The 15,612-nt window shown below is 36.7% G+C and carries 16 protein-coding genes; 2 read left to right on the top strand and 14 right to left on the bottom strand.

The genetic code is table 11. The annotated features are described in order from the left end of the window. Window position 1: 1 nt before the first annotated feature. The 8 genes from ligA to Q4534_RS01775 form a co-directional block, all read right to left on the bottom strand. Window positions 2–2,479, bottom strand: a complete 2,478-nt coding sequence (gene ligA / locus Q4534_RS01810) for an NAD-dependent DNA ligase LigA (RefSeq protein WP_303611457.1) — start codon at window positions 2,477–2,479, stop codon at window positions 2–4. A 119-nt stretch (window positions 2,480–2,598) separates the two neighbouring features. After that, window positions 2,599–2,799, bottom strand: coding sequence for an exodeoxyribonuclease VII small subunit (gene xseB, locus Q4534_RS01805; protein ID WP_303611456.1), 201 nt, complete (start codon window positions 2,797–2,799; stop codon window positions 2,599–2,601). After that, the gene (gene xseA, locus Q4534_RS01800) at window positions 2,780–4,108 is read right to left on the bottom strand and encodes an exodeoxyribonuclease VII large subunit (protein WP_303611455.1); all 1,329 of its coding nucleotides are present in this window, start codon (window positions 4,106–4,108) and stop codon (window positions 2,780–2,782) included. The genes xseB and xseA overlap by 20 nt, the downstream gene beginning before the upstream one ends. Window positions 4,109–4,415: 307 nt before the next feature. Next, entirely contained in the window at window positions 4,416–4,871 is a 456-nt protein-coding gene (locus Q4534_RS01795; protein WP_303611454.1) for a Spy/CpxP family protein refolding chaperone, read from the bottom strand. 1 nt (window position 4,872) lies between these two features. Continuing rightward, entirely contained in the window at window positions 4,873–5,244 is a 372-nt protein-coding gene (locus Q4534_RS01790) for a hypothetical protein (protein WP_303611453.1), read from the bottom strand. Window positions 5,245–5,276: 32 nt separating this feature from the next. Next, a complete protein-coding gene (locus tag Q4534_RS01785) occupies window positions 5,277–5,825 on the bottom strand; it encodes an RNA polymerase sigma factor (protein ID WP_303611452.1) in 549 nt (182 codons plus the stop codon). Window positions 5,826–6,012: 187 nt separating this feature from the next. Continuing rightward, window positions 6,013–6,945, bottom strand: a complete 933-nt coding sequence (gene fmt, locus Q4534_RS01780) for a methionyl-tRNA formyltransferase (RefSeq protein ID WP_303611451.1) — start codon at window positions 6,943–6,945, stop codon at window positions 6,013–6,015. A gap of 4 nt (window positions 6,946–6,949) precedes the next feature. Further along, on the bottom strand, window positions 6,950–8,170 hold the full coding sequence (locus Q4534_RS01775; protein WP_303611450.1) for a DUF1343 domain-containing protein: 1,221 nt from the start codon (window positions 8,168–8,170) through the stop codon (window positions 6,950–6,952). 38 nt (window positions 8,171–8,208) lie between these two features. Between Q4534_RS01775 and Q4534_RS01770 the strand changes: the two genes are divergently transcribed. Next, window positions 8,209–9,429: an FtsX-like permease family protein gene (locus tag Q4534_RS01770; RefSeq protein WP_303611449.1), complete on the top strand. Its 1,221-nt coding sequence runs from the start codon at window positions 8,209–8,211 to the stop codon at window positions 9,427–9,429. Here the strand turns inward: Q4534_RS01770 and Q4534_RS01765 are convergent. The 6 genes from Q4534_RS01765 to Q4534_RS01740 all read right to left on the bottom strand — a co-directional run bounded on the left by Q4534_RS01765 (window position 9,416) and on the right by Q4534_RS01740 (window position 13,509). Then, window positions 9,416–10,162 carry a polyprenol monophosphomannose synthase gene (locus tag Q4534_RS01765; RefSeq protein ID WP_303611448.1) on the bottom strand — a complete coding sequence of 249 codons (747 nt, stop codon included), beginning with the start codon at window positions 10,160–10,162 and terminating at the stop codon, window positions 9,416–9,418. The two genes, Q4534_RS01770 and Q4534_RS01765, sit on opposite strands and share 14 nt — an antisense overlap. 417 nt (window positions 10,163–10,579) lie before the next feature. Then, the gene (locus Q4534_RS01760) at window positions 10,580–10,960 is read right to left on the bottom strand and encodes a nuclear transport factor 2 family protein (RefSeq protein WP_303611447.1); all 381 of its coding nucleotides are present in this window, start codon (window positions 10,958–10,960) and stop codon (window positions 10,580–10,582) included. A 27-nt stretch (window positions 10,961–10,987) separates the two neighbouring features. Further along, entirely contained in the window at window positions 10,988–11,386 is a 399-nt protein-coding gene (locus tag Q4534_RS01755; protein WP_303611446.1) for a VOC family protein, read from the bottom strand. A 294-nt stretch (window positions 11,387–11,680) separates the two neighbouring features. After that, the gene (locus Q4534_RS01750) at window positions 11,681–11,875 is read right to left on the bottom strand and encodes a cold-shock protein (protein ID WP_014022331.1); all 195 of its coding nucleotides are present in this window, start codon (window positions 11,873–11,875) and stop codon (window positions 11,681–11,683) included. Window positions 11,876–11,909: 34 nt separating this feature from the next. Continuing rightward, on the bottom strand, window positions 11,910–12,104 hold the full coding sequence (locus Q4534_RS01745; RefSeq protein WP_303611445.1) for a cold-shock protein: 195 nt from the start codon (window positions 12,102–12,104) through the stop codon (window positions 11,910–11,912). Between the two features lie 613 nt (window positions 12,105–12,717). Beyond that, window positions 12,718–13,509: a lipopolysaccharide assembly protein LapB gene (locus Q4534_RS01740; RefSeq protein WP_303611444.1), complete on the bottom strand. Its 792-nt coding sequence runs from the start codon at window positions 13,507–13,509 to the stop codon at window positions 12,718–12,720. Window positions 13,510–13,852: 343 nt separating this feature from the next. Between Q4534_RS01740 and Q4534_RS01735 the strand changes: the two genes are divergently transcribed. Beyond that, a complete protein-coding gene (locus tag Q4534_RS01735; protein ID WP_303611443.1) occupies window positions 13,853–15,472 on the top strand; it encodes a glycosyltransferase family 39 protein in 1,620 nt (539 codons plus the stop codon). The last annotated feature ends 140 nt before the right edge of the window (window positions 15,473–15,612 follow it).

Genomic DNA, 15,612 nt, shown 5'->3' with positions numbered 1-15,612 from the left:
TTTATTTTATTTCTTTATTTGTTGTACACATTTTTATAAATGATTCCTCTGAAATCAATGGAATATTTAATTTCTCGGCCTTTTCTTTCTTGCTGGGACCCATGTCCTCACCTTCAATTATAAAATCCAGGTTTTTGGAAACAGACTTGGAGTAGGTACCCCCGTGGGAAGCGATAAAATCTATGATTTCATCTCTCTTAAAATGATTTAAGCGACCCGAAGCCAGTATTTTTTTGCCCTCCAATATTGTGCTTTCAAGTTGGGTTTCTTCTGAAGAGAGTTGGAATTGTAGACCTTTTTCTTTTAACTTCTTAATGATTGATTTATTTTTCTCTTTTGCGAAAAATAATTGAATACTAGTTACCAATGTTTCTCCAACACCATTGATTGCTAGTAATTCTTCAGAACTTGCCTTTTCTAAATTCTCAATATTTTGAAAATGCTTGGCCAATAATATGGCGGTGTTTTCACCAATATTTCTAATGCCCAATCCGAATAAAACTTTTGGAAAGGGCTGTTTAATGGATTGAGCAATACCTTCCAGCATGTTTTTTATTACCCCTTCTTGAAATGAATTCCCTTTTAACTTATTGATGGCGTCTACATGCTTTTCAAATAAGCCAATTTGGTCATGAATGACTATTTCATGTACACTGCTCTTATTTTTTGTAAGCGTTTTTATTTCTTCTATGCTGTCTTCCTTTCCAACCAATATTGCCAATACATAAGCCACTGGTACATAATCCTCAACAAGGTCAAAATGGCCATGGTCTATCAGAACAGAAAGCATCTCTATTGCTTGTCCGTTTTGCTTGCTTTTTTTTCCCCGATTCGTGTTAAATGCCTTGAACTCATTGACCTTTTGGTAGACACTCAGTTCTTCATTTTCTGCGATAAACTCATCAATTTCCTTAAGAGTTAATTGTTGGGTTAATGCATACAATGCTTTCTTGAGACTTACATACAAATACCCTTCGCTATTTTTTGAATATTGGTCATCGGTAATTTCCAGACCAAGGAGTGCCTCTCTTTTCTCCGGCAAGAAATAAAGATCAGCAAAGTCTTGCACATATTCTTGCTGTATCAACGCCCTAAGCCTTTCTGTCCCTAAGGAATCAATATCCATAGCTCGTTTGGAAACAAAATGTTCAATTCTTCCCAATACTTGAGGTGGACAGGCCTCGTCATTTGGACAGAAATGCTTGGCTTCTCCCTCATTCCTTTCTAGGGTAGTGCCACATTCCGGACATGCCTTGATGTATTCAATGGGTTTACTTCCTTCTATCCTTCGCTCTTTTACTACCCCGGTGATTTTAGGAATTATTTCCCCCCCTTTTTCTACATTTACGATGTCTCCTTCATGCAAATCCAACCTTTCAATTTCATTGGCATTGTGTAAGGATGCTCTTTTGACCGTAGTTCCGGCCAATTGTACCGGAGAAAGGTTGGCGACAGGAGTGATTGCTCCCGTTCTTCCAACTTGATATTGGATGGATAGGAGGGTGGCTTCAGCACTCTCTGCTTGGTATTTATAGGCAATGGCCCATTTGGGTACTTTTGCTGTGAAACCTAATTCTTCCTGTTGTCGATAATCATTTACCTTTATTACAACACCATCCGTTTCAACAGACAAATCATGCCGTTTCTCTCTCCACTGCTCAATGTATTCTAAAACCTCTTCCAGGTTTTGACAGTTTTTGTAGGTGGGAGATACATGGAAACCCCATTCTTCAAGTTGGTGGATTGAGGCACCATGTTCAGCTATATCAACATCGTCTGCTATCAATTGATACAGGTAGCAATCCAGCCTTCGTTTTGCGACCACAGCTGAATCTTGCATTTTTAAAGTACCGGAAGCGGTGTTTCTTGGGTTGGCCAGGAGACTTTCACCGTTTTTTAATCTTTCTGCATTGATCTTTTCAAAACCTTGCTTGGATAAGAATATTTCTCCTCGGGCTTCGAACTTCTCGGGTAAATTTTCTTTGTCTTTTATATACAGTGGAATACTTCGGATGGTTTTAACATTCTCTGTTACCACATCACCCTTGTAGCCATCTCCTCTTGTTACAGCTCTTACCAATTTACCCTTTTCGTAAACCAAACTAATGGCTACTCCATCAAATTTAAGTTCACAAAAATAATTGTAATCTCTATGTTCCAAACCTTTAAATACCCTCTCGTCAAAAGCAACCAATTCTTCCTTAGAGTAAGTATTTCCTAGAGAAAGCATTTTAACAGCGTGTTCTGCCGTTTCAAAATTTTTGGTGATTGTACCGCCTACTCGTTGGCTGGGACTGTCAGCTTTTTTTAATTCAGGGAAATCAGTCTCTAACTGAATAAGTTGATTCAGTAATTTGTCAAATTCAAAATCACTAATTTCGGAATTGTCTTCCTGATAATAAAGGTGATTGTAATGGTTGATCTGTTTGGTCAACGCATCAATTTGTTTCTCTGCCTCTTGTATACTTACTTTTTTCATTTAAAAAATGATCACAATTCCTACCTTCAAATGTACTGTTTTTGATTATAAAATGATGCCTGTGGTCTTAAATAAAAGATGGAATTTGTACGGGATAGATATTTCAAAGCGATCAATTCCTACTCTTCATCAAATGCCTTTTTGATTTCATCGGCAGTCATCTTTAGTTTTTGTTTGCAAACTTTAACCAAATCACTGGCCTCCTTTACCATCTTGGTTAAGTCATCCATACCCTGCTCACCCTCCTCAAGCTGATTGACCAAATTTTCTAACCTGGATATGGCTTCATCATAGCTTAAGTTATCCTTCTTGTTTTTCATTTTTTTCTAATTTATTAATAACAGAAGTTATTTTTGTCAATTTTGTATAAGTAACCAACTCATCACCCTTTGCTAAATCTTGTCCATGAATTGGAAGCCCGTTTTTCTCGGTTTTAGTGTAGCCTCTCAGTAAAAGGGTTTCCGGGTTAAGGCGATCAATGGTTTTCTCTATTTGCTGAATCCGTTCTTCGGATTTATTTAACTTCCTAGTTACTACTTTACGTAAGTTTTGTGCCAGGTGATCGCTCTTAATGCGCTCTTTGTCTATTTTGTATAAGGCACTTCTTTTCGCTTGTTGGGCATACCTGTCCAATAATAAGTTATTTTTGTTTAGTTTATTTTGAAATATATTAAACAAAATATGTGTTTTATCTGTCAATCCTGATTCTTCGGTTTTTAATCTGGTCTGCACGTATCTTTCTATACCCACTAGATTTCTGTGCAAGCGGTCCTCAAATTCTCTAAAACCGGACAATATAAAACTAGCTACAGCGGTTGGGGTTTTCAACTTGGTATGAGCAACAAGGTCTGCAATGGATTCATCTCTTTCATGCCCTATCCCTGTAATGATGGGTAAACTTGAATTGGCTATAGTTTTGGCAAGTTCATAATCATCAAAACAGTCCAGGTCTGTTTGGGCGCCTCCACCCCTAATAATGACCAGCAAGTCGAAATTTTCCTCTATCAATGCCTCTTCTATTTGATGAATGGCTTCGATGATTTGAGGTATTGCATCTTTGCCTTGCATAGCTGCCTGAAACAAGCGGTAATGAACTTTATATTCTTGGGAATTTTGATCCAGCTGGTTGATAAAATCCCCATAACCTGCAGCAGTAATAGAACTTATAATGGCAATTTTTTGGCTGACCACGGGCAATACATATTGCTTGTTAAGGTCCATAAGGCCTTCATTGGTTAACCTGCCTATGATCTCTTGTCTTTTTCTGGCCCTTTCGCCCAAAGTGAAGTTGGGATCCACATCTTTGATTACTAGACTAATTCCATACAATTCGTGGAATTGGACAGTCACCAAAGCCATGATGTTCATTCCTCCTTGAAGGGAAGTCCCGGTAACACTTTCAAAATTCCTTGAAATAGATTGGTAGGTATAGGACCAAATATTGCCTCGGATTTTAGCCAATATATTTCCGTCCACTTTTTCTATCAAATCCAAGTAAGCATGACCTCTTACCCCAGCCCTTAATTCTCCTATTTCTGCTATAACCCAATAAGTAGGAGACAGGTTACTGTCTAAAGTTCTTTTGATCAGTTCGTTTAAGGATAGAAGTGATATAGCTTGCTGCTGCATGCTACAAATAAACGAAAAATATGCTTAAAAGATGGATAATTTTACTTTGATGGTAGACAATATTGAATCCTTTTCCAAGAATTTTTCTACGGTGTAAAAAATGAAATGTGTTTGGTTTTTGAAGAGAAAATTTAAGCAGTAATCCTTTTAATAGGAAGAAGGATTGTTACTTCAATAAATAGCCTTCAAGGCCGGAAAAAGATTTTTATATCCTTTGGTTTATGGTATTTTAAAACGGATTAAATTATAAAAATTCACTTACTTTTCAATAAGCCCTAAAAAGTTGAACATTTTTCAAAAATAAACATTAATTGTTGTTTTCTTCCGACTTGGATTCTCGCTGTTTGCGATTCATTCTATAAATATGCCTTGTAAAATCCCGATTGATTTCATTGAGTTTTAAGGCTTGAATAGCACTTAGACTTAAAGCAATTTTCTTTGTGAAATTTTTCTCTTCAAGCAATAGGTTTTCTTGGAGCTTGAATCTCTTCTCTATCAATTCCTCCGCCTGCTCATTTGTTATTTGTTCTTCACCTTTCTTTGAAATTTGACGCATTTCTCGCATCACCGTATTTCTTTTTTCCTGATACTCATTGTATAAAGGCCAAAATTTCGCCGCTTGATCAGGGCTTAATGAAAGCCGGTTGGTAATGAAGGCCACTCTCGCTGCCTCCAGCTTTTCTTTGTCCACTTGATTGTTTCTTTGGCCATAGCCAACAATGGAAAGACTTGTTAATAAGAAAACAATAAATAGCTTTTTCATATCAATAAAATATTTCATTCTCTAATAAACCTTCATCCACCCAAGTCTGATTGCTCCACTCTTCTTCTGTAATATAATCAAGCAACTCATTTGGATTCTCCGCCAAAGAAAGTACATCTTCGACATTCCATACGCCCGACTCGATATAATATTCTACTTCTTCATTCAGTTCTACCTGGTAATTATTGGAAGTAGTTACCGTTTCATTTCCATGAAACATGAAAAAACCAATGACAACAACCGCTGCAGCCGCCATACCACTTAGGTAATAGTGCAAGGCCTTGGGTTTCCTTTTTTCAAGGATTTGATCCGGAAGTTTCTCAAAGTAATTTTCCGGTACCTTGAATATGTTTTTCTTTGAGAATTTTTCCATACGATTGTTAGACAGTTTGTTTAGCCAATGGTTTAATCATTGCTTAGGTAATCTTCAATCTTTTTGACAGCATGGTGATATCCTGCCTTAAGACTTCCCACACTGGTTTCAGTGATTTTACTCATTTCTTCATAAGGCAATTCATCAAAATACCTTAAGTTAAATATCAAACGTTGCTTGGTAGGTAATTTTAGAATGGCTTTTTGAAGTTTTTTCTCTATCTCATTGCCATCTACCAGCGGGGATTGATCCACATAGTTTTCCATTTTTTCATGGTAATCCTCTATGGGAGTAGACATCTTCCTTTTTCTCTTTTCAATAAAATTCAGACTTTCATTTACAGCAATTCTATAAATCCAGGTAAATAAGGTGGATTTTTGATTGAACTTGTGAATGTTTTTAAAAGCCTTAATAAATGTGTTTTGAACCACATCATTGGCATCATCATGAATAATAACCATCTTTCTTACGATTCCATATACATTCCTTTGATAAGTTTCCACCAAAATACGAAACCCTTTTTCACGGGTTTTGGGGGAATTAATCAATTCTAGAAGTGCTGCATCGTTTTTTGGCTCCATTCATTCTTTAGACTATAATTTAATCAAATGGTTTAATCTGCTTGCAATATTTTTGATTTTTTTCACTTGGTCCTAGGCTTGAGTTTTCACTATTTTTAGGCTGAATGATGGTTTATTCTAAAAAACAATCAGTCCAGGGGCAACCTAAAACTTGCTGTTTCAAGTCCTGTGAGGTTATCATAAAAGGCTAAACATTAAGAGTGTTTCCTCTCAAAAAGTCGCCAATTTCCATCTTTCTCTTCCCTTCCAATTGTAATTCCAATATAGACAAGGTACCTTCTCCTGTTTGAAAATGAACATAACTTTTATTGTCTGTTTTGATTGTACCGGGTAGGACATTGGGACTTGTGTCAGCCACTACTTCAGCCTTAAATATTTTACAGCTTTTGTGGTTAATTTCACACCATGCAGCAGGGTAGGGCGAGAGACCACGGATAAGATTGTTTATGGAAACGGCAGATTTATTCCAGTCTATTTTACCGGTCTCCTTAAAGATTTTTGGCGCATGGTTGAGTGCCTTGCTCTCATCTTGATCTTGAGGGGTAATTTCTCCCTTGGAAATAGCATCAATGGTTTTGACCACTAACTTTGCCCCTTCAAGCATTAGTTTTTCATACAGATCTCCCAAATTGTCTTCAGGCAGGATAGAAACTTCTTGCTGAAATAATATGCTACCGGTATCAATCTCATGTTTAAGGAAAAAGGTAGTCACCCCGGTCTTGGTCTCTCCATTGATAATGGCCCAATTGATGGGAGCAGCACCTCTGTAATCGGGTAAAAGTGAAGCGTGTAAATTGAATGTGCCTAAGGGAGGCATGGACCATACTACCTCTGGAAGCATTCTAAATGCAACCACTATTTGCAAGTCAGCTTTGTAGGATTTTAATGTCTCAATAAAATCAGGATGTTTTAAATTGGCTGGCTGAAGAACCGGAATCCCATGTTTGACAGCACATTCCTTAACTGCTGAACTTCTTGGTTTTCGGCCTCTACCTTGTAATTTGTCCTGGGTGGTGATCACAGCCACTATATTCCAATTGTCTTGAATCAATGCTTCCAATGGAGCTACTGCAAATTCAGGCGTGCCCATGAAAATGATTTTCATGTCTTTCTTTTCCATATGCTTATTTATAGATCAGGTAAAGCTTTCTTTTTGTTTTATAGGCATCGAGTTCCTTTTGCCAGGATGACCTGATACTTTCCTCCGATTCTCCGGCAATGATGGATTTTCTTAATTGGTCTGAACCTGCTAGTTTGTCAAAAAAGGCATTGAAGAATGAGCTTCCTTTGTCAGCAACCCGGTAAGCATCCAATAAATAAGAAAGGGTAAATCGGTGGGTAAGGGGTTCATCTCTTAAATCTTCGCCATAGCAAAGCTTGTCTTGCTGAGGTGGATATTTTGACATGCCATCAATGCTTACAGGCGTAAAGGTGAAATCACCAAATTTAGGATCTGGATAACCATATACCTGAAAGGGAAACATCGTGCCTCTGCCTAGGCTTATATCTGTTCCTTCAAAAAAGCACAGGGAAGGGTACAGCCTAATGGCAAGGTCATTAGGTAAATTGGGGGAAGGTTTAACAGGTAAAGAATAGTGATCTTTGTGTTCCCAATTGGCAACAGGTATTACTTCAATTGGTGCTTTTATTGCACCTTTTAACCATCCCTCTCCGTTAATCATTTGAGCCAATTCTCCTACGGTTAGCCCATGTACAATTGGAATTGGGTGCATGCCAACAAAGCTTTCGAAACCCTTTTCTAGAACAGGACCATCAATATAGTCTCCATTGGGGTTAGGGCGGTCAAAAATCATCAGCTTTTTATCCTGCTCTGCACAGGCCTCCATTAAATAATGTAAGGTACTGATGAAAGTATAAAAGCGAATGCCTACATCTTGAATATCAAAAATAACGATGTCCACATCTGCTAAAGCCTCCTCTGAAGGCTTTTTTGAACTTCCATATAAGGAAACGAGCGGAATGCCGGTTTCCGAATCAACAGAATTGTCAACTTTTTCACCTGCATCTGCCTTTCCTCTGAAACCATGTTCAGGAACAAAAACCTTTTTTACCTCGATCCCTTGTTCTAACAGGAAATCAACAAGATGCATATTGTCTTTGGAGGGTAAAATACTAGTCTGATTGACTGCAAGAGCTACTTTTTTACCTCTTAGCTTTGGCAAATAAACTTCCGGACGATCAGCACCTGGAAGAATTTCCGGTTTAGCTACCTCTGATGGAGCTGAAATTTCTATTGAAGTGCTGTTTTTATCCGGCTTACTCTTACAAAAAGTCATATTGCCAAACAAAAAAGCGAGGATAAGTATTAATTTAGTTTGCTTCATGTTAATTTGCGTTTCAGTTAACAAAATAAACGACTTCATTGAACCTTTCCTACTTCATTGCAAAAAGAATCAGTTTTAAAAAGACGGGAGGTTTCACCGGAACCATCCACAGAATCGCTGTAGCCAGTATTGCCCTTGGCTTGTCTATTATGATTATTTCCTTTTTAATTTTGGGAGGTTTTCAATCAGTGATTTCCAATAAAGTATTTTCCTTTACTGGTCATTTTCAAGTCAACCGCTTTGTGATGAGCCAGTCCTTAGAGGATTCGCCCACAAGTACTACAAGTGACTTTTATACGAATTACAAGGAAAGTGATTATATCCGCCATGTGCAGGTTTTTGCCAATAAACCTGCCCTTATCAAAGGGGAAGAGGAGGTGGAAGGTGTCATGATGAAAGGGGTAGGTAGGGATTTTGATAGCCTGGCCTTTAAATCATCTATAGTCAAAGGACGGTTTATCCAATTTCCGGAAAATGGACGGTCCTCAAATGAAATTGTGGTCAGTACCAAAATTGCGAGGAAAATGCTTCTGGATATTGGAAGTAAAGTCACCATGTATTTTGTTCAAGATCCTCCCAGGTTTAGAAGGTTGGAAGTCGTGGGATTATATGAGACTTTTCTGGAAGATTTTGACGATAAGTTTGTACTTGGAGATGTACGTGTAATCCAGGTGCTCAATGATTGGGATGAGGATAAAGTAGGTGGATTTGAGGTCTTTATTAATGACCCGGAAAATATTGATGCTTATGAGGATGAATTGTATGAAAGCATTGATTATGACCTTAGATTAACCAAAGTTACGGATAGGTTTATTCAGATTTTTGACTGGTTGGAATTACTTAATAACAATGTTTACGTTTTTTTAGCCTTAATCCTGTTTGTTGCTTCTTTTAATATGGTGTCCATCCTCTTTATCTTGATCATGGAACGAACCTCCATGATAGGCTTGCTTAAAGCCATGGGAAGCAGTAATCGCCAAATAAGAAATATTTTCATATGGAACGGCATACGGATAATTAGTAGGGGGATGTTGCTCGGCAACTTGATTGGGCTAGGTTTTGGTTTGTTGCAACAAACAACCCATCTTTTCAAACTCAATGCAGAAAATTATTACATGAGCTATGTTCCTATAGTATGGGACTGGCCGATAATTTTTGGTTTAAATTTGTTGATTTTGATGATTACTACCCTTGTACTATTTATTCCGGCCGTAATTATCAGTAATGTAAACCCTATCAAATCAATTAAATTTGATTAACCGGCTTAGGTTTTACAAAAATGCTTTTTACTTTCATGTAGATTACTCCTAAAATGGCCTCTCTAAAGATATGTTTAGACATTTTGGAGGTGCCTCTGGTGCGATCTGTAAAAATTATAGGCACTTCTAAAATATTAAAGCCCATTTTCCAGGTTGTAAACTTCATTTCGATTTGGAAAGCGTAGCCTATGAATTTTACCTTGTCCAATTGAATGGCTTCCAATACTTTTCTATGGTAACATACAAATCCCGCTGTGGTATCTTTGATTGGGATTCCTGTGATAAACTGTACATATTTGCTGGCAAAGAAGGACATTAAAACCCTACCCATAGGCCAGTTGACCACATTTACACCGGAAACATACCTTGAACCAATTACCATGTCATGATTGCCGGTGACGGCAGCGGTATACAAAACACTTAGATCCTGTGGATTGTGCGAAAAATCAGCATCCATTTCAAAAATATACTCATAACCTTCTTTTAAGGCATATGCAAAACCTTCAAGGTACGCAGTTCCCAATCCTAACTTTCCTTTCCTAACGATCAGAGAAAGCCGCTGTGGATAGGTTTCCTGCATTTGTTTTACCAATTCAGGTGTGCCATCCGGAGAATTGTCATCGATCACCAATAAGTCGAAACTTTCAGGCAATGCCATGACCTCGACAATCATGTCTTGGATATTCTCCTTTTCGTTGAATGTAGGTATAATGACTAATTTACTGCTTTTCATATTTGAGAATACAAAAGTAGAATTTAATACGGAATATTCTCCGGCAAGTCGAAAAATTTGAACTACAATTATTGTTAAAGAAAGTGAAAATAGGTCATTCAAACTAGGCTATTGTGGGGGATTGAAAGGCTCTATTTTGCTTAACTATAAACCCAACTCAATTTTAATTGTCATTAAAAGCGACTAAGCTGTTCCTGCGAACCCTTTTTGGGGCATGCTGAAGCGGTAAAAGGTGATGCAGTCTCATCTTTTAGGGGATTTCCACGCTTCCTCTATTCAAATTCCTCTCTTAGCCTAACGGTGAAAGATTTTAAAACCCGGGGTAAGGAGCCAATGCCCTAAAAAGTGATTAATTTTTATAAGGTTAAATGTTTATTGGAATTGGCCAATTAAAGAAGTTTTACTTAGATGGTTTGTTTACGGGGCAGTTTGAATAACATAAGATTGAATTTCAATAATTTGGGAACTAGCTGCCGACGTAAACCGATAGACATCGCAAAAAGCATAAATGAAATTTTTCATTTTTATTTCACCATTGACTGAGGCTTCCTTTCCGTGTGTAATGATGGAATGAATGATTAATTCATCTGCGATATTATGTTTCATGGCATGGATTTCCTTGGTGAACTTTTGCTTCCCTTTGATAGTTTTGTCTCCATGTATTTTCCACACTATATCTTCACTGACATGTGAGCAAATAAAAGTTGCGTTTCCGCTTGCAAAAGATTCATTAAAAGTTTTAAGAAACGCTTTTTTCGGTGAGTTCCCACAATCCGGGGCAATGGTCAATTTTGTCATTATATTTTAAATTTTAAGCATTGGAATTTATTGGCTCATTTGATCTAAGTCCATATATAGATAATTCCAGCGATGTCCATCTAAGTCCGAAAATGCAAAACCATACATCCAACCTTGTATTGCAGCGGGACTAGAAAATACTGTACCACCGACTGCCTCCACCTTTGTAGCCATGGCATCTACATATTCTTTACTTGGAGCTCCAATGGATAAAAGTAACTCACTGCCTTTGGAAGTATCGTTTACTTTATTTTGGGCAAATTTTTCGAACTGAGTTTCTGTAACCATCATAACTGAAACCCCTCCAATTTTAAACCCGATCATTTCAGGGGCATCCCTTAGCTTTTCAAACCCAAGCTCAGAAAAAAATACCTTTGTTTTATATAGATCTTTAACCGGTAGATTTAACCATAGTTCTTGTGGCATCGAATAATAATTTTTAGTGTAAATCTAATTTCCGAAAAAATAAATTTATTTGTGCAGTGTACATCCGTCAGAGTTAGGGGTGATTGCGACAATTATAGCCTTGGAACATGATTTTTAAAGGAAAAAAGAATTGAATTTAAACTTAGTGAACTTTAATTGAGGTTATTATACGGTTGCCTAAACTAGCCTGATGAAGCTTAATTTAATTACCGAATGATTTAGGTATATTGGGTAGGGTATAAAAAAAAGCGGTCACAAAATGACCACTTCTTAATTTTTCTAGGATTGGTTTTATTAACCTATTACCTCAACGTTTACTGCGTTAAGGCCTTTACGACCTTGTTCTTCTTCGTAAGATACTTTGTCATTTTCTCTGATCTCATCGATCAAGCCACTATTGTGTACGAAAATGTCTTTACCTGAATCACTAGGTGTAATAAATCCGTATCCCTTTTCTTCGTTGAAAAATTTTACTGTTCCTTCTTGCATTGTTTTATTCGTTTTAATTGTAGTGTTGTTGTTATTAATCTATGCGCTCTACGTTGACCGCGTTAAGTCCTTTTTTTCCTTCTTCAGTATCATAAGATACTTCGTCGTTTTCCATGATTTCATGGATTAAACCACTGTTGTGGACAAAGATATCTTTACCTGAATCTTTAGAGGTAATGAATCCATACCCTTTTTCTGTATTGAAAAACTTTACTATTCCTTCTTGCATTAGTATTGATGTATTGTATTGATAAATTGATTTTTATTTGTGGGAAGTGGTCTTGTGTTTTTTGCGAAAAGCATTGTTATGTATTGAAACTATGATGCTTATATTTTTACCTTGAGTTTTGCCCTTATGTGTTGAAAGTTGTATCCTTAAATTGAGGTTTAAACAATGACGATAAAATATCTTAGCCATAAAGGCTTTATTGTTTACACGATTGGTTTTAAAAATTTCGGTACACTTAATCTAAGGGTAACAAAATGATCAGGTCTCGCTGATTTTTTTATTGTTTACTTATAACAAAAGAATTAAATATTACTTAATTCAATAAAAAAGAAAATGTTGAGGGAATAGCTCTGGTTTAATGAACTATCGGAAACGTTGGGAGAAATTCTTAGAGGAAAATACTACTTTTACGTATACTGCTCACTGCCTTTTGCAGCGCACTTACTTATTTATTGTACCAAAGTCTTTTTTGGATGGCATAAAGGTAATGGTTTTATGTTATAATAAACTAATTTATCTTGAAAATATTTTGTTGAAATGGCGTATTTCTTTAATTGTCCATATAATGATACAATGGAAATTTAAAATTGGATACTTATTTTGTCGAAAATAATCAATTGTAAGCCTTGCAATCTCCTTGGTTTTGTATTGCAAACTCATTTCCATTCATGGCTGCAGTTTCTAAATCAAAACAGGCTTGTCTAGGATTTTTTTTCATCATGCAGACGGCCCTTCTCGCTAATGCATCATAATGTTTGGGAGCCAGTTCAAGCACCTTGTCAAAATCCTCTACAGCCCATGCATAATAACCAAATGTCATTAAACCAAAACCTCGATTATAATAAGCACTGATATTATTGGGTTCCAAATTAATGTACTCGTTAAGAGATACGATTAGCCCTAGTCCGTCACCGTCATGTGCTTGGGCAATACCTTTATAATAGTGTGGGTTGGCTTCCTCAGGTTTCAGCTTAATGGCCAAGTCCAAGAATTCAACAGCACTTTTATGACGCCCATTCTTTATCATGGCCCTTGATAAAAATAGCAAAACATCATAGTCCTCAGGGGCGAGCATTGCGGCCTTCAATAGATTATTCTCTGCTTCTACAAAACGTCCTTTATCCCATGCGAGTTTTGCAATGCCGGTATAGGCATAGGCATATTCAGGGTCTAAGGCTAGAATTTTTCTGTAATCAGCCTCTGCTTTTTTCAATTCGCCTAACTCCTCATATGAACGAGCCCTTAGGTGTAGGGATTTTAGGTCTGTGATACTTACAAAGAGTACTTTATTGAACTCGTCGATTGCCTTTTCAAAATCACCACTGTTATACAGTTGTTCTCCGGTTTTAAAATTCCCGAAACAACCGGTTAAAGTGAAGCAAATTATAATTACCCGTAAAGTCATAGTAACTAGTATTTTATAATTATTAAATAATTAGTTTAATATAAGGGGTAATAATATATCATGCAAATTTTTTCTATAAAAATAGGAGGGTATACCTAAATATTTAGAATAAAACTTTCTTTTCTCCCATTTAGAGGATTAAACAATCCTATTTCCCTTATTGAAGGGAAAGTATTTGCGGTATATTATGACTTACTATTATTTTTCATAACCTAAAAAGGAGATTTATTCATTTTCGCCTGTGTCATGTAATGGCTGTAGCCTCAAGGATTTCTACTAAATATATTCAGTTTTAAGTAATCTCCGGTTTGTTTATACAATTAATTAACATTAGGATAATATTTTGTTTGGCACCATTATAAAAGGCCCTGTTTTCTTTGTAGGTATGAATTTTTATGAGCAAAAATGGTTTCCATACCTATTTATTCTAGTTGGTTTGGGGGTTCATTTCATGGGTATTGGAGCATACAGTATTTACATCTTGGATGAGGCCAAAAATGCTGCTGCAGCCATGGAGATGTATCAAAACCAGGAGTCGATTATGCCTACTTTCAATGGCTTGCCAAGGTATGATAAGCCTCCCCTCCATTATTATTTTTTTATTATGGGGTATGAAATCTTTGGGATAAATGCAGTAGGGGCACGGTTTTTTTCTGCTATGGCAGGTTCAACTTGTTTTGTACTGGTATACCTTTTATCGAACAAGCTTTTCGGTAGAAAGTCAGCTTTTTATGCAGGTTTAGCCTTGCTCTCTTCCATTCATTGGCAACTGCAATTTCACCTGGCAGTTCCTGATCCATTTTTAATCACCTTCCTTTTTTTGACACTTATCAGCTATGAAAGGTATGTCAGCGCACTATTTCAATCCAAATATTACTTATATGCAGCGGCTTTGTTTTTGGCTTTGGCCACTTTAAGTAAGGGGCCTGTAGCAATTGTTTTGATTGGATTGACTGTATTCTTTTATATGGTTTTGGACAAAAGACCATTAGGGTATCATATAAGGCAAGTGGTGAATTTTAAGGCTCTTCTTATTTATAGTATCATTTCTCTTCCATGGTATGTCCTTATTTCCATCCAAACCAAAGGGGTTTGGTTAAAAGAATTTATTTTTCACCATAATCTTAACCGGTTTTCTTCAGCCATGGAAGGGCATGGTGCTGGGGCATTGCTCACACTCATTTTTGTAGCTGTAGGGTTTATACCGGGGATTGCTGCTTTAATACCTGCTATAATTAAAGTCTATAAGTCACGGAAACCTCCGGTTATAATAGTTTTGGCTTTACTATTTTCTACTGTTACCATAATATTTTTTATGGTTTCTGGTACCAAACTTCCTAATTATACAGCTCCTGTATACCCATTTCTTGCACTAATGGTGGGATGGTATTTTTCTAGCGTTGATCCAGCCAAGTTTAAGGGACCATCAATTGTTGCCAGTCTGTTGATATTTATTATCCCTTTGGCTTTGTTTTTACCTCAATTAAAGCTTGTTATACCGGAGATAAATAACCTCTCAATATGGTTTTTTATACCTTCAATTTTAGGCTGTATTGGTCTTTTCCTGAGTTTCGATAAAAAATATGAAAAAGGTTGGCTGCTTACATGTTTGGGATATATCTGTTTTACCGGACTGCTGTTTTATGATGCCCTGCCCAGCATTGATACAAATAATCCTGTGTCCCAATCTAAAAACCTATGGATTAATAACAATCGGCTATTCTATTTTCGAGCATTCAATCCTGCTTTTGTTTTCAATAGTAAACAAAGAATACCATCCATTGAAGATCCTAAGTATGCACCCAAGGCCGGAGACCTAATCATAACCAATAACAAAAACCTAAATGAATTGGAAGAAACAGGCATCAAAGCTTCCAAAATATTTGAAGGAGCAGATCTCTTTGAGGGCTCAGTTACAGTTATTATGCGTGTCTACGAAGAAGAATTATTCATAAGTCAATAGGAAATAAATGTATAAGTCTACGATAGTTTTCAGAAACCTTGTACTAGTATTATTACTTAACCGTAATTGAAATTTCACCCTAGAATAAAGTGCCAACAACAATTGCATTTACGGTAGAGGGGATGTTTTATTTCTTAATT

Origin of the sequence: Cyclobacterium sp. 1_MG-2023 (assembly GCF_030546805.1) — a bacterium.
Lineage (GTDB): Bacteria > Bacteroidota > Bacteroidia > Cytophagales > Cyclobacteriaceae > Cyclobacterium.
The sequence above is the reverse complement of the archived record's forward strand: the minus strand, read 5'-3'. Positions and strand labels throughout refer to the sequence as shown.